Genomic DNA, 20878 nt, shown 5'->3' on the forward strand with positions numbered 1-20878 from the left:
GTTTAGCGCGGCCCCTGTAACAATGCGCGGGCGACGCCTTCATTGGTGACGAGACGATTGACATAACCGCCGCGCAGAATGGCCCGAATAATCGGAATTTTGTTCACCCCACCCGAGACCAGAACCGATGCGGGTTTGAGTTTGAGCTTGTCCGGTGGCAGGGCAATGATTGAATCATTGAGGAAATGGTCAATCGGACGCCCCTGAGCATCAAGAAAATACCCCAGAAATTCACCGACCGCCCCAAGCTTCAGCACGGCATCGAGGTTATCTTTCACCACGCGGATGTGGGTGAGTGAGGTTTCTGATGTTAGTGCGCCGCAAGAGACAAGGCCGATATCTGCAATTTCGGTGCGGGCCAGAACGTCTGTCAGCTCGTCGCTCAAAAGAATTGCATCGCGGCTTTCGCGGTTGGCGCAATAGATCGGGGCGGTGAGATAATGGCACTCCACGCCGAGCGCCCGCGCAAAGTCGGTTGCAACTTCAAATGTGTTGGTAGAGGAGCCGCTGGTCACGCCCCCCGTCAGGCTGACGACCCAGCTTTCAGGTTTGGGACGCGAACGCAAATTTCTGACCGCAAAACTTAAAGTGCGTCCCGAGGCAATGCCCACTCCCATGTCCCGCCCAGCAATCAGCTCGCTTGCCATGGTTCCGGCGGCTTCACCGATCACACGTTTCTGCTCCAGATAGTCATCAAGATCCGGCACCACAACGGCATCGGCTAAGCCGTAGCGAGCCGCGACCTTCTCCGCCAGTTCGATACAATCCACAAGCGGCAGGCTGACTTTGACCTGTATCTGACCCGACTCACGAACCTGACCAATGATCTTGTTGACCTTTAGCCGGGTAATGTTGAGCCGCTGCGCGATTTCCTGCTGGGTCTGGCCGCCAATGAAATAGAGCCAGGCCACGCGTGCGCGTTCCTGCTCTTCATCGACTGACACGAAATTCTCGTTCATTCACTGGCCCTTAACAGTCGCTACGTGCGGCAGGATATCCTTGAGCGTGCGCGCTGAAAAGCATCATTTCCTGCGCTCTTTCAACGCGCATCTTACCTGAAAACGGTTTCTCATTTTCAGGACGCGCTTCTCACTCTTTTCATAATTGAGGTGCGGGCCGCAATGCATTTTGCAATGCAGGATGTTATTTCTTTTCAAGCTACACTGAATGCCGCCAAGTCTTTGTATCTGAAATTTGCAGAGCATATTTAAGTAATTTAACTTGACTCTAATTATCATGTTAACTAGAGGTTGCGGCGGGGGCATCCCTGTCGGCGGGTAAGATCATGTATAACAAAAATAGTCGGAAGACGGCGCTTCATCGATTTGTCGAGGGAGATGGATTCTGGGTAGCGTATGCTGGTTTATTTGCAGTGATCGTTATCATTGCAAATCTTTACCTTTGAAAATTGTCAGCCTATAAACTGCAACGTCTGCAGGCCGACCACGCATATCAGCAGCAAGCGATAGTTCTCAGGTAGCCAGCCACTGATTTCCACTTTCGCGAGGAAACAGTGAAAAAAATACACTCAAAACACTACGGCATTCTTTTACTCGGTGTTGCCTATAGCGCATTCATCGCGGGCATTCCTGCTGCCTATGCGCAATCGGCGGGCGGTACACAGCAGAGTGCAGAAGCGGGCGACAAGTCACAAGACAAGAAGGTTCCAGGCTCTGTAGAGCTTCAGCCGATTATCATCAGTGCAGGCGTGGACATGGACGCGCCTTATCTGACGCCGGGCGGTGTCAGCGTCATCGATGGCAATATCGTGCAGGAAAAATACGGTGGCGATGCAAACGCGATCGTTCGCTCCATGCCCGGCACTTTCACGCGTATCTCATCGAGCCAGCCGGGTGTTGCGGTTAATATTCGTGGCTTTGAATCGGATGGTCGCATCAATACCATGATTGATGGTGTGCCGCAGATGTTCAGAAACACCGCAGGTCATGCTTCGACCGGTGGAGAACTGCTCTATATCGATACCAACCTTCTAGCGGGCGTGGGTGCAGAGCGCGGTGCTGTAAACGGTGCCCATGGTATGGGATCGCTTGCCGGGGCGGTCAATTTCAGGACGATTGATTTTGAAGATGTGGTCCTTGAAGGACAGGATCAGGGCGTCAAGACAATCATGAAGGCCGGAAATAACGGCTTCGGGCTTTCAGGCATGATTGCCGGTGGCGCAAGGACCAATATCCCTGGGTCGGGAACGGCGTCGATTGTTGGTGCTTTCAGCTATAGCGATCGCGAAAACTACCGCCGAGGAGACGGTGTTTACAATACGCCGGATGCGAGCAACAAGCCGGGTTCGGGTTTGTTGAAGTTTCATTTCCAGCCAGACGATGTGCATGATCTGAAACTCGGCGCACGATGGTACAAGAACCACTTTCTGGTTTCGGGCTATGAGTGGGGCGTAACGAACTCCACTTACACGGCCAACTATACCTATAATCCGGATAGTGACTGGATCGATTTGAAGGTCAACGCTTATTATAACCGCACGGATATGTCTTACGATCCGACGACCGGCGGTTCTTATCGGCAGCGCCAGACGCGTGATAATGGCTATGGTTTCGATGTCACGAACACCAGCCGCTTTGACATCACCGACGCAATCAGTGCGCGATGGGAATATGGCGCGGCCTATTCTTCGGACGATTACAAGGTCAATAATTATCGTGGGGCAAACCCTCCCGGCAGAATGCAAAAAGCGCGTGCATTCACAGACCTTACTTTGTCGAGCGGCATCTTTGAGCTGAGCACAGGGGTAAATTACGACTACTGGACCCTGAGTGGGCACCAAAGTCCTTGCACCGCCAATGTCGGTTTCTGCCCACCAACGGGCGGTAATGTCGATGTGTCACGAAGTGAAAATGCGTTAAATCCGAAGATTACTCTCTCCGCCAAGCCGCTGGATTGGTTGCAACCCTACGTCACCTATGCTCACACGTTCCGGCCTCCATCGGCGCGCGAAGCGCTTTGGGCACTGGTTCCAATCGGCGCTGGCATTGGTGGTGGCCAGTTCTCCAACTTCTACCTCGATCCGGAAAAGTCTCGCGGATGGGAGTTCGGCACGAATGTCATTAAAGATGACGTATTGCTGGCAGGCGATGCATTGCGCTTGAAGGTGAACTACTTCCGCTACGATATCGAAAACTATATCGTCAACAATATCATCAGCCTGCCGGGCGATCCGTATGAACGGGCAATCTGGGTCAATGTGCCCGGAACCACCCACTCACGCGGCTTCGAAATCGAAGGCGGTTATGATGCGCGGTTTGCCTATGTGAACTTGTCTTATACCCATGCAACCAACGATCAGCCAGTTGGCTGGGGTGCAGGCATCGGCAATGGCGACTCGAAATTTCTGCCGGAAGACTATGTTACCGCCGATGTCGGCGTTCGTGCATTTGATGAAGCTCTGACGGTTGGTGCCACGATGAATTATGTTGGCGGCAGTCGCTACGCAGTTGGATTTGGCGATACCGAGAAGAAGGAAGCCTATACGCTTTACAATCTCTATGCCTCGTACAAGTTCAACAAACACGCAACCGCTTTCATGAACGTCGAGAACCTGACGGATGTGGCGTATAGCCCAGCTGTATCGGGTGAAATGGCTGACAAAACAGGGCGCGGACGCACCTTTATGGTGGGACTCACAACCCAGTTCTGACCTGCAAAAATGAAAATCAGACGGCTGGCGTAATGTCAGCCGTCTGAACTTAGAGCTCGATAGGGACTGTGACCACGACTTTCAGACCCGGATCGTTGTTGAGCTCTTCCATCTCGCCACCAAGTCCCAACACAATGGCATTGAGCATTTTGCTGCCAAAGCCGACACGGCTTCGTGTCTTGCCCGTTCCATTATCAGCCACGATCAGACGCGCCTGATTGAAATGCTGATCAAGCGTAACCCAGGTTGGTCCCGGCGAACCATCATAGGCATATTTATTCGCGTTGGTCACAAGCTCGGAATAGACCAGACCGATATTGATTGCACGGTCGGCATTGATCAGCACATGCGAGAGCCTGCTTGTATGGCGGCTGCGCCATTCCTCGCCCATCGATTGAAACAGTTCGTTCGACAGTTCGTCTAGATAGCGGGCAAGATCAACTGAGCCGACATAGCTGTCGGAATAAAGACGGCGGTGGACGAGTGCCACCGCGGCAATACGGCTGCGGGCATCCGTCAAATATTGCGTAATCAACGGATCGTCGGTTTCCCGCATTTGCATACCAAGGAAGGTCGAAACGAGCTGAAGACTGTTCTGAACGCGGTGATTGATTTCCTTCATCAGAAAATCTTTCTGTTCCAGAAGCTTATCCTGCTGTTCCAGAGTACGCTGCAATTCGCGGTTCAGCTTGTCGATCCGACGGCGTTGATAGGCCTCATGAATGACGCGGCTAATGCGATGCATCGCATCGATCTTATTAAAATTCCAATAGCGTGAGCGACCATGCACTTCTTCCGACCAGGCTTTAAACGAGGCGCGTGGCGTGAGAGGTGTTGAGGCAGAACCGGACGTATCCTTATGAGGATTGCCGGCCCATTCGACGATCTGCACTTTTTCGGCGCGCGACCAGATAAGAAATACATCTTCATCCAAATGCAGTTTCAACACGGCGATGCCGCTGGCAATCGGAATGATATGTTGCGGCAGATCTTTATGACGACCCATTTCATGCGAATGAAACAGCCCGTCCTTGAACCTGTTGTGGACCAGATCAAGGATAATGCGCAGATCGGAAATATCGGGCGATGCACCGGACCGCGCCGCAAGCTTTCCATTGGAAACCACGGCAAAGCCATCCGCAATCATCATCTGCCGCAGATTATCGGCTGTTTCGGCAAGGCGTTCTTCGAGTGGTGCGTTAATCAGGAGTGCTTCGACCAGCCGGTCTTCATGCGCACGCAGACGCAACCGCTCGCGGACATTTTCTGCTTCATCCTTCGATTTCATCTGTCGGGCGAGGCTGGCGGCCAGCGCACGGGCTGATGCACGCGTTGCGAATGGCATAGAAAGCGGTGCAACATTGTGGCAGGCAATGAGGCCCCAGAGCACGCCATCCTTGATGATGGAGACTGATGCGCTCGCGCCAACGCCCATATTCTGCAGATATTGCAGGTGAATGGGTGACACGCTACGTAGGGCTAAATCGCTCAAATCCAGCGGCTGCTGTGGTTCTTCACTGTACCATCTCAGGGGAGCCGGGACATAAGACGATTCTGGAATGACGCGCACGCGATTGCGGAGATAAAGAGCCCTCGCCTGTTTGGGGATGTCGCTGGCAGGAAAATGGTGGTTGAGAAAAGAAGGGTAATTGTCGTTGCCATCTTCAGCTACCACAACGCCGGACGCATCTTCGAGAAACTGATAGATCATTACGCGGTCAAAACCGGTCAGTTTGCGGAATGCCACGACAGCTTTCTGAAAAAGCGTCCTGACGTCGGGTGCAGCCTCAAACTGATAAGCCACCGCCTCAAGACCAGACAGGGACTGCTCAGGCGTAACAAATGAATGCAGTGCGGGTTCTATTTCGACCAGCAGATATTCGTTGAGGATATGACCAAGAAGATCGAAGGTTTCCTCTCCAATGATGAGCTTACCCAGAATGATTTCATCGGCTCGCGGCGCTTCTGCGGCGAGCGCCAATACATCGAATTGCAATAATTCATTGAGGTTCTGGCCGGGCCATGCCACGCCGAAATAGGCTTCCAGTTGCCCGGCGCCACCGACGACGAGACCGCTCTGCAACTCTGCTATGAGCAGCATTCCATGCGGTTGAATAGACCCGGGTATATGAATTGGCTCGCGGTCGCAGGCAGTCTGATCAAGCGGGCTGTCTGGCGACATAGTTGAAGACCTTTTGATAATTATACTCAAAGGCACCGAATGCTGCGATGGCTGCAAATTTGCAGCGCTCTTCGTCATCGTCATCAAAGGGCGTTATATCGATCAAATTAAGTGTTTGCTGCCATGAACGCAAGTTTGCCATCTGTCGGTCGAGATGCCGGGCACCGAACTCTTTGGTGAAGCCGAGTTTGGCAACTTGTTCTGCGCGATCCTGAACCCGGATGGCGGATGCCTCCAGCGCATAGAGTGTCCCGATAATGGTTGGCAGATCGACCGGCTCCGTCGCGCGCTTGAACTTCAATGTCTCAGGCGGCAGGCAATCGGGAAAGTCATTTATATCGTTGGCCAGATCAGGCTCGATCCTACGTTCGTTCCATTGCGGCAGAAGAGCCTCGATGTGGCTTGTTTCAAGCATGGATTCCAGCAATAGGCGGCTTGCAAGGGTTGCCAGCAAGTAATTTCTGTAGGAAGCTTCTGAACCAAACATGGACAGATCGCTGCACAGAGCATCGACTCGGTTATGATGAGGATCGGTGGCCGATTTTAATCGCCAGTACCGCCCCGACGTCACTTTATGGAACATTAAAGAAATTCACTCCGCCTAAATCTGGAGTGTCCGAAATCTATAAATTCAGACGCACGTCTCCGGGCGCGTTAACGCAACAGATGCAATTTTGTTCCGCAACATTGGGTGGTGTCCGCACATAAGTAAATGTCGCGCAAGCCAGGAAAAGCTTGAACCGGATGATGTGCTTGAGAAAAAGCCAAAAGCTGAAAAGCATCTAAGTGCTTAAAGATAATGATAAATTTAAGACCTGGAGTTCGAATGGTGGGCGTAAAGGGATTGAGCCTGTGACCCTTACAATGTCATCATATATCCCCTATCGGAAAAACTCGAAATACGGGTGAGGGAGACCTAAATATCAGCCCTCTCCGCACCTATCTTAATTTTGTGTTCTTCTTGGCAGGTTTTACTTGAACCGGAGAGAACTACGTATAAACCTGCTTACAAAGCCTCAGCAGCTTTACGCAAATGGGAAGGCGGGTATCGAGTATACATACGACCGCTTGTGGCAGAGTTTTTGTGACCCAGAAACTGAGACATTTTCTCCATCGGTATGCCTGCTTCGATCATCCAAACAGCGGCAGTGTATCGGAAAAAATGCGCCGATATTCCATCTAAGCAGGCCTTGTCCGCAGATGTGGCAATTCCTGTCTCCAGGTTATGGACCGGCTGACCGGCCCATTCGACCACGTAATCAGTGATCGCGCCGGTTCTGGCTTCTTTCACAACGGCCATCGACGTTGCATTGATTGGCACGATCGCTCTGCCTGTTCAGCGGGCTGCATCACCTGGATCGCGCAGATAGATCAGTTTGCTATCCAAATCCACACGATGCCACGCCAATTCGAGAATCGCTGGACGCGCGCAGTAGTCGCGGGCAAAAGGTGAAACGATAGGCGCAGGTCAGGCGCTCTTGCCTCTGCAAACATCTTTCGCGATTCATTTTTGTGACGCTCCGCAATGTGCGCTTTGCAGTCTTCCCTCGTAATACTTTCGCCATCACGATCCCCAAGCCTTTCTTCATGCCTTTCAAATATGTTTCATCGTGGCGATAATTGCGTGCCCTGCTTTGTCAGTGACGTAACGGTTCCAAAGGTCAGAAACCTTCTGACCTATAGGCGCGTGTTTCTGCATAAATTGAAGGCACAGGGAGGTTAGTTTGGCGAGCTCTGGCCGCGTTAAATATGCTGCTTCATCCAAGCATTCTTGCCATATTCGGTGCGCGCTCTGCCGATAGTTTTATGTCGGCATCACCGTAGTCGAATGCGCTCTTGGCGTAACGAGTCAGATCTCCCTTATCTTCCTGCGAGGTCGGGAGGCGACCTAACATCTCGCAGCAAAGGTTATATTCTTTTTGGAGCGAGTCAAATTCCTGAGGGGTAAATATCCCTTCATAGGCTGCGCTTGTGAACGGCACGTCGGCTCTGCTAGTATAAAAAGAAAACAACCGATTTTATTTGTGCGCAATCAAACTAAACGTTACTCGACAGAACACCTGCTGCGCACGTTTGATCCAGGAAAACAGCCTTTCGCCATAGATCACAAAATCGATTCCGCACGATCCGCAGGTGAGCAGATCATTTGTTTTAAGCCAAGTCGTAGTCTTCTCGGTCTTATTTGAACATACGGGACAAGTAACCCCGATTATTTGATCTTCATACACGATAACCCCCTCGGTGATTCAGCATATGCTAATCTAACTGACTACAGTGTTTCTGACAGGCACACCACTGTACAGGGTATTTTTCTGTGGGGTTTCTCATGCTGTTTAAGAGATCAGTGATGTAACGGTCACAAGCCCAAACCGAAAGCCAAATACAGGCTCCATGCAAGCGTGAGCAGGAAGATTCCGACCAAAATTTTTGTTACTGTCTCTGGAGCCATTTCCAATAACCGCTAGAACCTACTTCGTAGGTGGTATGATATGAGAAATGGTCTCCATTTTTGCAAGAAAAAATGAAACTTACTTGCCGCAACGCTGCGGGAACAGCTTCACATCAAACTGCCGCCCTCCAACCATCTGCTTCTGTTGAGGTTCCGTTACTATCAAAGCCCGAATAGAGCACGGTCCAGCGATGACTTGGTATTGATCCCGCTTCTGATAAATTACTTTGGTAATAGGATGAGCGGGAACTTGCTCCGCAACTGCTGCAATGATCGCCGTTAACTCTTTTGCCCTTTGGTAGTTTGGAGCAAGCGCGGCATGAGAAGCGGTCGATAAACAGAATAGACCCATTGCACCAATTGCCGCGGTTTTCAAATACATCGTCATCTCCTCGTTTGGTCTCACTTGGGAAGGCAAAAACAACATAACTGAAACCAATTAAATTATTCAAAAAGCGGATGGGCAATAATAAGCAGGCGAGCAAATGTCCACCTGATTGCCAGGAGGTGTAAATCCTCCCGCAGCGCCAAACACTTCAGCACAGTTTCTAGGCAATGTCTCAACGGAATGCGAGGCTCACAGGCGTCGATCAAGATGAGACTAACTTATCTTGAAGACCATGCGGCAATAGCAAATAGCCAAACCTCGCACATAATCAGAACGGCGACGCTGAGCTATCGTGACACGCCCTTCTGTTTTTGATAAATGTCCCCCTGTTATATTCTGGGAGACTTGAGATGGCATGCGGACGATGTGGGAACGAAAGCTGCAACGAGGGTATGAAATGTTCAAGCTGCGGCGCTGAATATCGTCGTAAGCGGTTTCTTCTGTTATCAACCGTTCTTTTGAGTTTGATTATTTCTGCCGGGTTCCTAGCGAACAGGTCAGGGTATTTCTCAATCTTGTTGTGGTTGGCTCTGCAGACACCTCTTGTAGGTTTGATGTATCGCGCATCACGTCAATCTTGGCGTGTGCGACCAGTTAGCTAAGTTCTCGACAATTTGCGTCTCAGCCCCGCCTAGTGCGGGGCTTTTCTTTATCAGACATCGGAGAACGATGCTTTCGCTTAAGTGTCACGGCGGCAGCAATGCTGTCGTCTGTTAGCGGCTTTTTGTCGGCTCTGTTTAGTACCCCTGTGCCTGCAATAGAAACCGGTACCAAAGCACTTAATTGCTTTCTGAATACGCTAATCGACACTCTTCTGCAGGCTGCACTGCTGGCAAAGTACCTCTAGCAGGAATTTTCGGGTCAGGTGGGGGAGTGATGGTGTTTTTGGGTCACTCTTGGGAGGTCTGTTCCGGGAAAATGGCGGTCCTGTTAAAAAGGGCAACCTCACATAGTGGAAGAAAAGCGCCCCGAAGTATTTGTTCCTGATCAGAATGGTACCATCTTGCCAAGAGTTCCTTCCCTATGAGCACCGACATCGCCTGTGACTTCAGCGATAACGGGAACGACTGGTACATCGAACGCTCATGTCACGATTGGAGTTAGCTTAGATACCGATGGCAACCTGCAGGCGCGCTGCAATAGCGGCTTACGATACAGGCGGAGCAGTACGGAGAGCTCGTGACTTTCGTCAGGTTCGCTCGTGAGGGATGGCAAAGTAATGGCTCAGGTATCACCGAGCGGTCTGAGGTACGAACCTGCATTTCCTTTTCTAAACCGATCAGTTTCGATGTCGAAGTATGGCGAGAAGGCTTCGGCTCAAGGCATTTATGATCGCTGTCGAGATGGACTTATCACGGTTCATTACACGCCAAAGCACGTTTGCATTGCAGGCTTATTATGGTGATCCTAACAATTCGACACACGCTGCTATTAACGGCAATACAATTAACCTTGGAACAGTGGTTTTCTGATTATAGCTGAAAGCGGGTGATCTCATCGGGCTGACGAATGGCAACTATAACCTGATCGTCCGATTAGCTGCCGATGCGACTGCATCCACAACAAACTTGCAGGGTCAGAGCCTTTGCAAAAAGTAGCTCGCACGTGGATGAAGGAAGGAGTAACACTCCTTGAAAGCGACAAGACCCACATCGCGTGCTCGCATGCTAACGATTAGCATGTTGGAAACGCTCAGCGTCAAACCGAAGTTCAGAAAATACGCGCTGGTTAAGTTATCGCCCGACTGTGGTGAAGCCGTTAGATAAGCGGCTCAGGATGTTCTTTTGCCGCTCCCAGTGCTTTGAGCACCGCAGCGCGGCCATTGAAGTCGATATCGTTTGGCGGCATCTTGTCGAAAGCGCTCAACATAATCTTCTGAACATTGTTGGCTTGGAAGATCGCCTCGATCATCTCATCGACGTATTCAGGTCCACGGTCTTTGGCGATCACCCTCAGAGCCTCTGACAGAGCAAACCTCAGATAGAGATGCTCAGCTTTTATCTTGTCGCTCATGCTTCCTCCTGGGGAACTACTGCAAGAGGATTAAAACTTCCAAGGATGGAGAAAACAATGGAAAAGAAAGAAAAGGCGGACATCAATCCGCCAGTTTATGGTGATTTTGACCAGGTCAGCCAGAATGTTGTTTCACTTCTGAAATGGCTTCAGCCGAAGAGTTACTAACTCTGAAACTTCTGCAGGAGCTTTGTCTATTATCTTCTGCACATCGTCAGAGCCAAAAATACCCTTCTCAATTAGCAGGGCGATTATCATAGAGGTGGTGTAATACTCCGAGCCGATTGAGAGCCGAACTCGCAGTTCGTGTGGCGTATTTTTCGGATATTCCTTCATATCAAGCCTCCCTTTTGTTAGTCTGCCATATAAGCCGATAACAAAAAGAATGGCGATCCTGACTAAAGTTGAGCCTGCTTCAGTCGCGGGAAACCTTTGAAGCGTTCATTTTTGTCGCCCGGTGTTTCGCTGAGATAAATCATACGTACTTTGCCGAGGATTTTATCCTTCGGTAACGGTCCTGACGTGAAGCGGCTAAGACCAGGCCGGGAACGACCTATAGCGAAATCTTCAGGTTCGTTGATGCGGCTCCTGTTAACGCCGGTGGGTCATTGAATACTCAGCTATCAAGTGACAATGGCGCGTCGTGGCTCACTGCTACAACGGAATATTCGGAGCAAGCTCTGGTCGCCTCCGGAACAAACGTAACTGCCGTTGCTCCATCTTCGCCCGGTATCGGTTTTGGCGCAACAGTATCCGGTGTCGGCGGCGGCGCTATGGAGCTAGTTACTCGCAACGATATCGTCACGCCGTGGACGCCTTTTACGCTATGCGCCTTGTCTGCTCGAACGGAAACCTCGCCGGTCCCGTGTTGTATTGATGGGAGTAACAGGATGACCGCTATTTTTTATCTGGTGCGCCGGAAGGTGAGGAAATTATTACCCTCAAAGGGGCTCGCGCTGCTACGTTCATGGATGGAGTTATCCAGCCCGATGAACCTGAGATGATGGTTGTGCCAGCTGCCGCTCTATGGGACGCCTGACCCAAGCAGTAGCCGATCCGGTCAATTAAGCGTTGGCAAGACAGCCAGTTCGCACACAGCGCATATTCATTACCGCCAATACTTTACGCTCAGATCAGGAGCTCTGACAGCTGCTTGAAGAATTGGTAACTAAGTTTTTCTGTGATGTCCGGACGGCCAAATTACTGGCGGGTTAAAAGGCCACTCTCGATTGCCGGTTGACTGTTTGAAATAGAGAGTGGCCGTCGTGCCGCACATTACACAACATTGCATCTTTTAGTTATTATAGGTGAAAAAGAAAACCCCGAACGACGGCAGGTCAAATCCGGGGCCACACCTCCGGCAACTATGACGGGCGGCCTTTGGTGCGGCTTAATCATCTCATAATAATGCCAAAAGAAAAGCCCCGGCGTGTTGAATGAAGGAAGCACGAGCCGGGGCTGCGCAGATCGCCAGTCGCGTCTCGAAGATGACCTGCGCTATTCAATTTTAATCCGGCTTCGGTCAAAAGAAAACCCCGGAAGCAAGAGCCGGGGTTGCGCACCGAGTTTTGCACGGGGCTTTGTGACGGTGCGCGGCTTCTATTATTCATATTGATGACTTTTGTGAAGCTAAAGAAACCTCCGCAGGCGGGCGCTAACCGGCGATACGTCGGAACCACCTTGATGCTCAGGTGTCTAATCGCTCATGACGACCTTCGAAAAGCAAGCTGCGATTTCCTCGTTGGCTCCAAGGTCTTTCGCAAACTTTACCAGTTTAGGTCCGTCTCCCTCATCAGCCATACCACCCCACACGTCCTTAAATGTTTGCTTTCCTGAGTTACTGTCAAAGAAAAAATAACCGGGATCTGCCACAGGAGTGGAGGCATAAACCACGGTCCATTTGCCTGACTGCATAAAACTATCGACTTCAACTTTAGCGGGTTTGACCTTTTCTTTGAGGCTGTCCGAAATGATTTTCGCGTACTCAGTCTTTCGCTCTTTCGTTAGTTCCTGATCTACCCCTGCGCAATCAACTGCTGCAACAGCGGGATAGACTATAAACTGAACTGCGAGAACGGTTGCATTAAACTTAATTATAAAGGACATATTGGCGCTCCTCAGAACTAGTCAAAAAGCGAACAGAATTCAGACTACTGCCTTCCAGGTTCGAAGAGCAATCTAAAAATCATTGCAAAGAAAACCCCGGCAGGCGGGCAGCCATGAACCGGGGTTACTCACTGGTGCAACTCGAGCAATGCTTCGATCCGGTGAATAACGTCGATTTAAAGCCCAAATATTCAGCGTCAAGAGCTAAAGAAGCTAAATCCCAACCCGAGGGAACCAGCTGGGTTAGTCACTTTGCACTCAAGCCGGGAATGTGATGCTGTGAAAAGATGAAAAATTAGTGCTCATTCTCGCAACGTCAAGAGTTGAAATAAAAGCCCCAGCTCGTGGGTATCACTACCGAGCTGAGGCTTTTCATACGACCTGTCTGCGGAGACGTCCTTACGCATTAGCATCTTCTCATAAATCCACGCCTGATCAATGTACGGCACCGTACAGAAGGGCGTTTTCAGCCGAAATGAAAGTTGGGTATAGCTTTATTCTAAGGGATACAGTCATGTCGAAACTGTAAACAAACCCCCAGGCGATAAGGCCGGGGCTTAAGGCTAGAGGCAAGCTGCCATTTTTTCGTCAGGTGGCGAAGCTTCCGCCCTATCTTTGCGCAAATCTTCGATCAACTGATACATTACATCTGGGTGCCGCTCAGTCATCAATAAGTATGCAAGATTGCTATCGAGGGGAAAGGGAGCGGTTCTGTTCCTAATCGCGAATTTGGTGAACGCTAAAACAGAATTCAAAGGCAAAGGCATCCTGAGAAAGGCCTCCATGAACCGCCGCTGGATGGGTTTAGCGCGTTGGGTCGATGCGATCTGGCAATTGTGTTTCCTGACGCAATCGTGCTTCAAGAAATCGGGAGCGAGCGCGATAAACTTACGCGATTGAAAAAGCAGTTCTTTGCCATGTCGAGCCGTTGCCACCAGTGGCACATCGTCTGTCATGAAAAGTGGTTCAACGACGATGGCAGCGTAAAAGATCAAGAGTGGATCAAATACTCTGATCGAGAGCATTTCTGGAATTATCCCGACACCAGCACTTGGAAGTTTGAACGCTACAAAGACATGTACCGGCACCCCGGCACATTTGGCCTGCTCGATTATTTATGGGCCGACGAACTCAAAGAAATTTATGGGCGCCACTTCACCCAATTCCCCCGATCAGGATTCACAAGGTGGGGTATGGCGGGAGATTTGTACAACCGTCTAACTGGTAGGCAGGTTGTCCATGAAGTTTGCGACGCGCTGCGAAGCCGTAAGTTCGCAGAAGCAGATGAACCAATACTGCCAGTTTCGGCAGCAGCATAACCCCAGGCGATGAGGAAACAGGCATGGCTGCTATAACAGAACAGCGAAAATCAAATGACAAGAGGCTGCGCGATGCCCTGAAGGTGGCAAGACGCAAGCATGAAGAACCGGGAAGCCTGAAATCGCAGGTCGAAGTAAGCCAAGTTCCGAATCCGTATCACAATCCCGCTCACAGGGTGTCACGATCAAACCCGTTGAAGGTCAGCGCGCTTGTGAACATCAAAGAAAGCGCGGTTGGAACATTGTATGCTCGTGGACACATCAACGATGCTCAATGGGCGGCGGCAGGACGATTCCGGATGCTTTGGGAGCGCTCAGGAGCAAAGGGAGCTATAGCGATTGATTATAGCCGCGTTCAAGTCGACGGCGGTAAAGCAATCGATCCGTTGCCTGATTTAGTCGTGGAGGCTACGCACCATTTGAATAACTGCCTGCCAGTTCTGGGCAAGCGAACCTTCGACATCATGATAAAAGTCGTCGGTCAGGGTATGGAAATAGCGGACATCGCTAAAACACAGCGCCAGAAGACAACCTTCAGCGATTATATCAAAGATGGTCTCCAGGAATTGGCTGTGCATTGGGGTTACAAAACACGATAAGTAGTTGCCCGCTTAAGCGAAATATACTATATTTTGTAACAAGGTGATTTGCGTACACGGCGAAGAGCAAACTTTTAAGCGGCTGGATGGCCGCTTTTCTTTTTTGGCCTCTGGATGCTGACTGCATTCGTTGCACTATTCACATTAGCTATCTGCAGCCCGTTCGCTTACCTTGCGGTTAAGTTGCCGATGCCCACACCTTACAAGATGCTGTATCTCGGGGTAATCGTGCTGGTCGCTGGGTTGACTATCTTGCTGAGCCGTCAGCCAATCTGAACCTATATGCTTTCGGCATGCTTGATTACCCGGGCTATAGCACTCGGGTCTTCGACCCCACTGTCGTAGATGCCGTATATTCGTTTTGCCAGTTTTCGTGCTTCAGCTTCGCTTAAAGAAGACCTGCCAAGCAATTTGCAAGTCTCGTCATAAGCTCTCTGCAGTTTACGCAGTTGGTCGGGATTGTATGTTCCTATGAAGGGATCGGAACGAAAAGGCATAGAGTATTCTCATCTTCGTGGCATCAGCTTGCTGATTTCGACGCAGCGCTTTGCAATTATATGGGGATCTCGTTCACCATTTTCAAAAAGGCGAATTATGAGGCGGGCGATCTGGTCAAGCTCTTCGTCTGTGGCGGAAGAATGGCCAAGTAGCTCTCTAGCGCCATTATATGCGCTCTGAAGCAATTCAACGTCAGATGGTGAGAATGCACCACGGCTGCCTGCTGTTCTGAATGGCATAGCGATTACCCCCGGTTCTTTAAGGTATTGAACGCCTATACCGGGGAATTTGCAATTTCATCGGCGTTCTTTGGTTAACAGCTCGCATCAATAATATGTGAGACAGTGCCGTGAAACAGATTAGGATTAGCGTTTCTCAGTTCTGCCCTATTCAAGCATCCTTGCTATCTCTGCAGCTCTTTTGGCAGCCAGCTCAGGATCGCCATCACTGTCTTCAAAAGCACGCAGAACGTAATGCGCTAGAATATCCCTGTTGGGATGAGTATTGGGATCACGCTTAAGGATTTCGCAGCAAAGGTTGTATGCTTGTTGAACCGTTGCAAGTTCTTCGGGTTTAAATACACCCTTATAAGCATCGTCTCTGAATGGCATTTCCTCACCCCTTTTTTGGTGTGGGAAAAACACGAAGCAGTTGAATGCGCAAGTTGACTTTAGTTTAGGCTCGCCAAAACGGGCTTGTCTTTTCCAAGGTCGGAGGATTGCAAGCTGAAATGGTACTGACAAATCTGTCAGTAGCCTCAGAAACCAGCCCTTGATGATGAGCACTGACCGCGTGAAATTCGCTGTCTATTCCCACACAAAGGCAAGGATTCTCGCGTGACTTGTGGATCTTTAAGCACTGAACAGGTTTCCCTGCTCAATCATTTAAAATTCTTCCCAGGCTTTCATCCAGAAAGCGAGGCGCTCAACTCGCTCATGAGGCTGGGCCTAGTTAAGAAAGAACCAAATGGAAATTTCTCTTTAACCGATCTCGGCGACGAAAGACGAAGGGCAAATTGAGCAGTTGCTGTTCATTCCATCGACTGCGGCGCGGGACTGATGTTTCATTTCGAGATGGCGATGGCGATCCACTTTATGGAGGTTGCTTATCAGATATTTCTTGATCGTTTGCCGAGGCACAGCATGGTCTTTGTGAATTTCGAAAAAGACTGTTTGGCTCTCTTCATTACTGAAAACAGCTTTTCGCTATAGATCACAAAATCGGTTCCACACGATCCGCAGGTGAGTAAATCATTTGTTTTAAGCCAAGCTGTTGTCTTCTCGGTCCTATGTGCACATACCGGACAAGCAACCCCGATTTTTTGATCTTCAAACACGACAAATCCCCCGGTAATTCAGCATATGCTAATTTAAACGACTACAATGTTTCCGTTCGGCACTCCACTCTGCAGCGTAATTTTTCTGTGGGGTTGTCGTCGTATGCGAAAGATCGGCTATTTGATCATCACACCCCCGCGACGAAAGCCAGGTATAGGCTCCATGCTAGGGTGAACAGGAATATTCCGACTAAAATTTTTGTGACTGTCTCTGGAGCCATTTCCAATAACCGCTAGAAATTACTTCATAGGCGGTATGATATGAGAACTGATCTCCATTTTTGCAAGAACAAATGAAACTTACTTGTCGCAACGCTGCGGGAAGAGCTTCACATCAAACTGCCGAGCCCCGACAATCTGCTTCTTTTGAGGTGTCGTCACAATCATTGCTCGAATAGAGCATGGTCCAGCGATGACCTGATAATGATCGCGCTTCTGATAAATGATTTTCGTAATAGGATGAGCGGGAACTCGCTCCGCAACTGCTTCAATGATCGCCGTCAACTCTTTGGCCCTTTGGTAATTTGGACCAAGCGCGGCATGAGAAACGGTTGATAACCCGACTAGACCTATTGCAGCAACTACAGCGGTTTTCAGATACATCGTCATCTCCTTATTGGGCCTCACTTGGGAATAAGCAGGTGAAAATAGCAAGCGATCAAGCGCCCATTTTGCTGCCTGGCAGTGCAAACGCTCTTAAAGCACCAACTGGATTATTGGTAAATGCTCTTTCGCCTGACATGATCCTGTGTTCAGATACGGAATGGATTGTTACTTTCACGCAGGTCAGTGCCCTTTGTGCAGACAAGGTTTACTCTACTTAGTCAGAAACCTGGCTGATAACACTGTTTATGCCCATTGCGGTGAGTGTGAACAAGGTTTCGACACGCCTGCGGACATCGAAGACAAGACCGGATATTTAACCCTCGCTCAGGATTTCGAAGCTGAAATGGCGACCGAGGAAGACGCTAAGCGCAGCGTTTGGGCCAACTACGCGCTCCATACTGTTGAAAAGCATCATATTTAATTTGAGAGAACGCTCAACGGAAGCGAGTAGGTGCCGAGGAACTAAGACGCAATCGGTTAAACGCTGCGCCAGAATAGCAGCACTGCCGACTCGCATACCAATCAGAACGGCGGAGCTGAAAGCAAGGGGCGCATAAAAATAACAAAATACCGCCCAGCAGGGATACTGATAGGCGGTTCTTATTTAATCTAGACGCTCTATTTTTTGACGATTTCGGTGTCTTTGATACGATGCGGGATGGATGAAGGCTTAGATAAGTTAGGAGTAGTCTCTAACTTTTCTTTCTTCGGTTTCCGAATCTCTCGGTTACTGCGCATAGTTCCTCTTGACATGATATCGCTTTCTATAACTATTTTTAAGTTTCGTAGTGAGATCAATTAAAGTTATTGGTTCAATTACGATTGTTTTGCTGCCCTCGGATTGCGAAAGCTGCATATGGTTCGGTCGATGGAGTAAATGCGGGGGCTGTATCAAGTATCACCCCAGCTCTGAAATGCTTCAGGACTATCTTTGAGCGTTCACGGAGAGGACCTGATAGTGGTCTCATGTTTTCAGTGGCGTATTTAGCGTTCGCAAGAATTCTGTTGAGAATGCGCGTACGATCCGGCTGAAAAATTAGAATATTGGTGTCGGAAGACATGATGCCCTCCTTTGTTCGGGGCCAGACGCTCTAAGTATCTGAGTAACAGCGCCCGTTTCAAATGCTGTTGCGATCTTCACCATGCGCCTAATGTTCCATTAAAGCAACTAAGGCCGCATTAAGGCTGATCCTGTTCCTTCTGGTCTCTTCATCCGTGCTCGTGCGGAGCTTTTTCATTGTCCGCACACACCAAGATGAAATCACAGGAGCTGTTCTGAAGTTACGTCATCTGCTGACGGCGCTGAATAGCTGTTGAGGGAATAAGATCCTCGATCTACTCGGATAAAAAGTGCCGCTTCTATGGGTAAGTTATAGTCACTGTTGTAGGCCAGAAAGCCGAAATAATCGGTATAACTCCAACCTGGTATAATTCGATGCAAATCGCGAGCCGTAAATGGCTCTAAAAGGGTTCCATTGACGTGCACGGCAGTTAGAACGAATTGATAAGCGTTCAGAGCCGAGATTTTCATAGGTTGACACTACAGGTGGCCGGTAAATTAGCAAGCTGATCTTTGCCTTTTGAAAAGCTGTAGGACCGTCAGTTCTTTCCGCAGGTTTTTAAGTCACCGGGTTACAGCCCCGCCTAGTGCGGGGTTTTTCATGTCAACAATCTGAGAAGACGGATTAGTTTACGATGCGCCGCCTTCATCATCCCATCGATCGACTGCAACGTCCATGGATTTTTGCTTTTTGAGGAACTGTTTTAACGCCATACGCAATCGGCCTTCATCAAACATACCGTCTTGAAAACGATGTGTGAGATAGCGTGCGGCTTTGTTGCGCAAATTCTTAGAGTCGCCCGGCAGCATGGCTTCTCTGAGTAATCGCGAAACCATGGTTATGTTAACAGCATTCAACCAGGTGGAAGACATCACTCGCCTCCGTTGCGGACAAGACGTTTCCGTTCAAAATTAGATAAAATAAGGTCATAAACGCGATAAAGAGGACGACCTGAATGAGAAGCCTATTATGTCTACTCATTGATATTAAATGCTCGGTTTCTCATCGCGTCTGGCGATCAGGAAGTCATCAAGCAAAAGTTTTGCGGCTGCCAAGTCAGCCGTTCTTCTTTGGGGACTGACATCAATTATGTAGCCTGAACGCCGGAGCGCTTCTCGCAGAACGCGAGAATAAACAGGCTCATAGTAAGATCGGTAAAAATAGGAAGACATAATAGTCCTCCTCCAGTTGGGGCTTGGATTTTATCCCTAAACGACAGCGCCCGTTTCAATTGCTGTCGAGATAATCATCATGCGCTTTAATTAGAACGAAAGCAATTAAGGCAGACTGGCCTGATTGGGCTTTCATTCGCGGAGCGGGTATCTTCATCCGAGACAGCCGGTCGCTTGGACCAAGGCCACATTCGAGGCTGTAGAAGCCGTCCGTCCGCTCCGGGGTTCGATTTCCCCTCATAATGCGGATCAAGTGGCCAAGACCGGTAGATCAATCAGACGGTCAGATATGAGACGACGCACATTCCTGCGAATGCTTAGTCTTGCACCTGCCGCTGCTGCCCTTCCTGCAATGGCGATGCCAAGGCCGGACGACAATTAAGAGACGGTTGAGGGCAGCGTCACCTTGGGTGAGTAAGCATGGAACTATGCGGGGATACACATTTGCCAGACAAGTTCAGGCGTCACACGCAACGTCGGTAATGCGGAGAGATTTTCATTTTGATGGATGTATACCGTCCTAAAGCTTGTCACCCTTTCGAGTTGCGTACTCAGATACAGCTTTGACACATTCAGTCCACTTCTGACGATAAGGCATGTAGGCGTCGTTGAACCCATCATTTATATTCGGTTTCTTTTCAATACGGCGAATGCCAGCGGCGCCCATCCAAACGAAGTAAGGCCCCACTACTTTGTCTAGGTCAGCGAGATGAGGTTTTAGCTCATGGAAGTAAATCGCACAGATCGCCTGAGCTCGCAGAAGTGGTGAAGGACGCCTAACAGTACTCTCGCCCCACACAATTCTCATCCTCTCAGCCTCGATCCACTGTTCGTAATCGCTCAGAAGCTCAAACAGTTCTTCGAATTTCTCAATTCTCTCACGCGTCTTTTCTTTTTTGGAAGTCAGGAAGTGCGTAACGACTGGCCCTACAGCTCCACCAAGTAGAGCAATTATGCCGCCGGTAATTACAGGCAATAGACTGACAAGTGTCTGACCAATCATACAAAAAATCCCCCATTTTACCCATCAGGAATACAACCGTGAGTCTCACACCAAAACAAGAGGCATTTGCTCTCGCATTCTTTGAAACAGGAAATGCAGCAGAAGCTTATCGCCGGTCATATGATGTGAGCGAGAATGCCAAGGATCAGTGGATATATGTTGAGGCTTGCCAGCTTCTCGATAACCCTAAGGTCGCCATAAGGCTCAAAGAACTCCGTGAACATGCCGAAAGGCATTCGATCTACACTCGCCAGCAGGCATTAGACGAGTACGAGAAGGCGCGCTCTCTGGCCATTCAGGCAGGTAATCCAAGTGCTGCGGTATCGGCCATCAATGGCAAGGTGAAGCTGTACGGTCTGGAAGCGCCGGTTAAGACCAAAGTCGAGCTTACGGGCAAAGACGGCGCTCCAATACAAACAGAGACTGTTGATTGTCGCTGAGAAGTGACCCGGTGGGGGTGCGGATAAAAACTTGGA

The 20878-nt window shown here is 49.7% G+C and carries 16 protein-coding genes; 4 read left to right on the forward strand and 12 right to left on the reverse strand.

The genetic code is table 11. The annotated features are described in order from the left end of the window. Positions 1-2: 2 nt before the first annotated feature. Positions 3-959, reverse strand: coding sequence for a sugar-binding transcriptional regulator (locus CEV34_RS22475; protein ID WP_007877209.1), 957 nt, complete (start codon positions 957-959; stop codon positions 3-5). 554 nt (positions 960-1513) lie between these two features. On the opposite strand from CEV34_RS22475, the gene CEV34_RS22480 reads away from it, so the two are divergent. Further along, positions 1514-3670, forward strand: coding sequence for a TonB-dependent receptor domain-containing protein (locus CEV34_RS22480; RefSeq protein WP_094544580.1), 2157 nt, complete (start codon positions 1514-1516; stop codon positions 3668-3670). 49 nt (positions 3671-3719) lie between these two features. On the opposite strand, the gene CEV34_RS22485 is transcribed toward CEV34_RS22480, so the two are convergent. The 6 genes from CEV34_RS22485 to CEV34_RS22525 form a co-directional block, all read right to left on the reverse strand. Then, on the reverse strand, positions 3720-5852 hold the full coding sequence (locus CEV34_RS22485; protein WP_210199590.1) for a histidine kinase dimerization/phosphoacceptor domain -containing protein: 2133 nt from the start codon (positions 5850-5852) through the stop codon (positions 3720-3722). Continuing rightward, on the reverse strand, positions 5830-6339 hold the full coding sequence (locus CEV34_RS22490; RefSeq protein WP_094544582.1) for a heme oxygenase-like domain-containing protein: 510 nt from the start codon (positions 6337-6339) through the stop codon (positions 5830-5832). The genes CEV34_RS22485 and CEV34_RS22490 overlap by 23 nt, the downstream gene beginning before the upstream one ends. 519 nt (positions 6340-6858) lie before the next feature. Continuing rightward, positions 6859-7173 (reverse strand): tyrosine-type recombinase/integrase, encoded by a 315-nt coding sequence (locus tag CEV34_RS22495; RefSeq protein WP_143853480.1) that lies wholly within the window; start codon positions 7171-7173, stop codon positions 6859-6861. A gap of 1207 nt (positions 7174-8380) precedes the next feature. Then, positions 8381-8683, reverse strand: a complete 303-nt coding sequence (locus CEV34_RS22510; protein ID WP_179253626.1) for a hypothetical protein — start codon at positions 8681-8683, stop codon at positions 8381-8383. A gap of 1764 nt (positions 8684-10447) precedes the next feature. Beyond that, entirely contained in the window at positions 10448-10702 is a 255-nt protein-coding gene (locus CEV34_RS22520) for a hypothetical protein (RefSeq protein WP_094544588.1), read from the reverse strand. 1695 nt (positions 10703-12397) lie between these two features. Beyond that, positions 12398-12808: a hypothetical protein gene (locus CEV34_RS22525; protein WP_094544589.1), complete on the reverse strand. Its 411-nt coding sequence runs from the start codon at positions 12806-12808 to the stop codon at positions 12398-12400. A gap of 854 nt (positions 12809-13662) precedes the next feature. On the opposite strand from CEV34_RS22525, the gene CEV34_RS26845 reads away from it, so the two are divergent. Both CEV34_RS26845 and CEV34_RS27150 read left to right on the forward strand, forming a co-directional pair. Next, positions 13663-14127: a hypothetical protein gene (locus CEV34_RS26845; RefSeq protein ID WP_143853482.1), complete on the forward strand. Its 465-nt coding sequence runs from the start codon at positions 13663-13665 to the stop codon at positions 14125-14127. Positions 14128-14150: 23 nt separating this feature from the next. Continuing rightward, entirely contained in the window at positions 14151-14726 is a 576-nt protein-coding gene (locus tag CEV34_RS27150; protein WP_094544591.1) for a hypothetical protein, read from the forward strand. An 884-nt stretch (positions 14727-15610) separates the two neighbouring features. On the opposite strand, the gene CEV34_RS26860 is transcribed toward CEV34_RS27150, so the two are convergent. The 5 genes from CEV34_RS26860 to CEV34_RS22580 form a co-directional block, all read right to left on the reverse strand. After that, a complete protein-coding gene (locus CEV34_RS26860; protein ID WP_143853488.1) occupies positions 15611-15835 on the reverse strand; it encodes a hypothetical protein in 225 nt (74 codons plus the stop codon). A gap of 1025 nt (positions 15836-16860) precedes the next feature. Beyond that, positions 16861-17163 (reverse strand): hypothetical protein, encoded by a 303-nt coding sequence (locus CEV34_RS22555; protein ID WP_094544595.1) that lies wholly within the window; start codon positions 17161-17163, stop codon positions 16861-16863. Positions 17164-17978: 815 nt separating this feature from the next. Then, positions 17979-18227 (reverse strand): hypothetical protein, encoded by a 249-nt coding sequence (locus tag CEV34_RS26865; protein WP_143853490.1) that lies wholly within the window; start codon positions 18225-18227, stop codon positions 17979-17981. Positions 18228-18856: 629 nt separating this feature from the next. After that, positions 18857-19099 (reverse strand): hypothetical protein, encoded by a 243-nt coding sequence (locus CEV34_RS22570; RefSeq protein ID WP_094544598.1) that lies wholly within the window; start codon positions 19097-19099, stop codon positions 18857-18859. Positions 19100-19919: 820 nt separating this feature from the next. Beyond that, positions 19920-20402, reverse strand: a complete 483-nt coding sequence (locus CEV34_RS22580) for a YtxH domain-containing protein (protein ID WP_094544600.1) — start codon at positions 20400-20402, stop codon at positions 19920-19922. 38 nt (positions 20403-20440) lie between these two features. Between CEV34_RS22580 and CEV34_RS22585 the strand changes: the two genes are divergently transcribed. Further along, positions 20441-20842: a terminase small subunit gene (locus CEV34_RS22585; RefSeq protein WP_094544601.1), complete on the forward strand. Its 402-nt coding sequence runs from the start codon at positions 20441-20443 to the stop codon at positions 20840-20842. The last annotated feature ends 36 nt before the right edge of the window (positions 20843-20878 follow it).

The sequence above is a fragment of the Brucella pseudogrignonensis genome (genome assembly GCF_002252525.1).
In the GTDB taxonomy this organism is placed as follows: Bacteria; Pseudomonadota; Alphaproteobacteria; order Rhizobiales; family Rhizobiaceae; genus Brucella; species Brucella pseudogrignonensis.

What these genes read in the sequence shown, in the direction of transcription:
- CEV34_RS22475 (WP_007877209.1), bottom strand. Translation starts at nt 959, where the DNA reads ATGAACGAGAATTTCGTGTCAGTCGATGAAGAGCAGGAACGCGCACGC.
- CEV34_RS22485 (WP_210199590.1), bottom strand. Translation starts at nt 5,852, where the DNA reads ATGTCGCCAGACAGCCCGCTTGATCAGACTGCCTGCGACCGCGAGCCA.
- CEV34_RS22490 (WP_094544582.1), bottom strand. Translation starts at nt 6,339, where the DNA reads ATGTTTGGTTCAGAAGCTTCCTACAGAAATTACTTGCTGGCAACCCTT.
- CEV34_RS22510 (WP_179253626.1), bottom strand. Translation starts at nt 8,683, where the DNA reads ATGTATTTGAAAACCGCGGCAATTGGTGCAATGGGTCTATTCTGTTTA.
- CEV34_RS22520 (WP_094544588.1), bottom strand. Translation starts at nt 10,702, where the DNA reads ATGAGCGACAAGATAAAAGCTGAGCATCTCTATCTGAGGTTTGCTCTG.
- CEV34_RS22525 (WP_094544589.1), bottom strand. Translation starts at nt 12,808, where the DNA reads ATGTCCTTTATAATTAAGTTTAATGCAACCGTTCTCGCAGTTCAGTTT.
- CEV34_RS27150 (WP_094544591.1), top strand. Translation starts at nt 14,151, where the DNA reads ATGGCTGCTATAACAGAACAGCGAAAATCAAATGACAAGAGGCTGCGC.
- CEV34_RS26860 (WP_143853488.1), bottom strand. Translation starts at nt 15,835, where the DNA reads ATGCCATTCAGAGACGATGCTTATAAGGGTGTATTTAAACCCGAAGAA.
- CEV34_RS22555 (WP_094544595.1), bottom strand. Translation starts at nt 17,163, where the DNA reads ATGTATCTGAAAACCGCTGTAGTTGCTGCAATAGGTCTAGTCGGGTTA.
- CEV34_RS26865 (WP_143853490.1), bottom strand. Translation starts at nt 18,227, where the DNA reads ATGTCTTCCGACACCAATATTCTAATTTTTCAGCCGGATCGTACGCGC.
- CEV34_RS22570 (WP_094544598.1), bottom strand. Translation starts at nt 19,099, where the DNA reads ATGTCTTCCACCTGGTTGAATGCTGTTAACATAACCATGGTTTCGCGA.
- CEV34_RS22580 (WP_094544600.1), bottom strand. Translation starts at nt 20,402, where the DNA reads ATGATTGGTCAGACACTTGTCAGTCTATTGCCTGTAATTACCGGCGGC.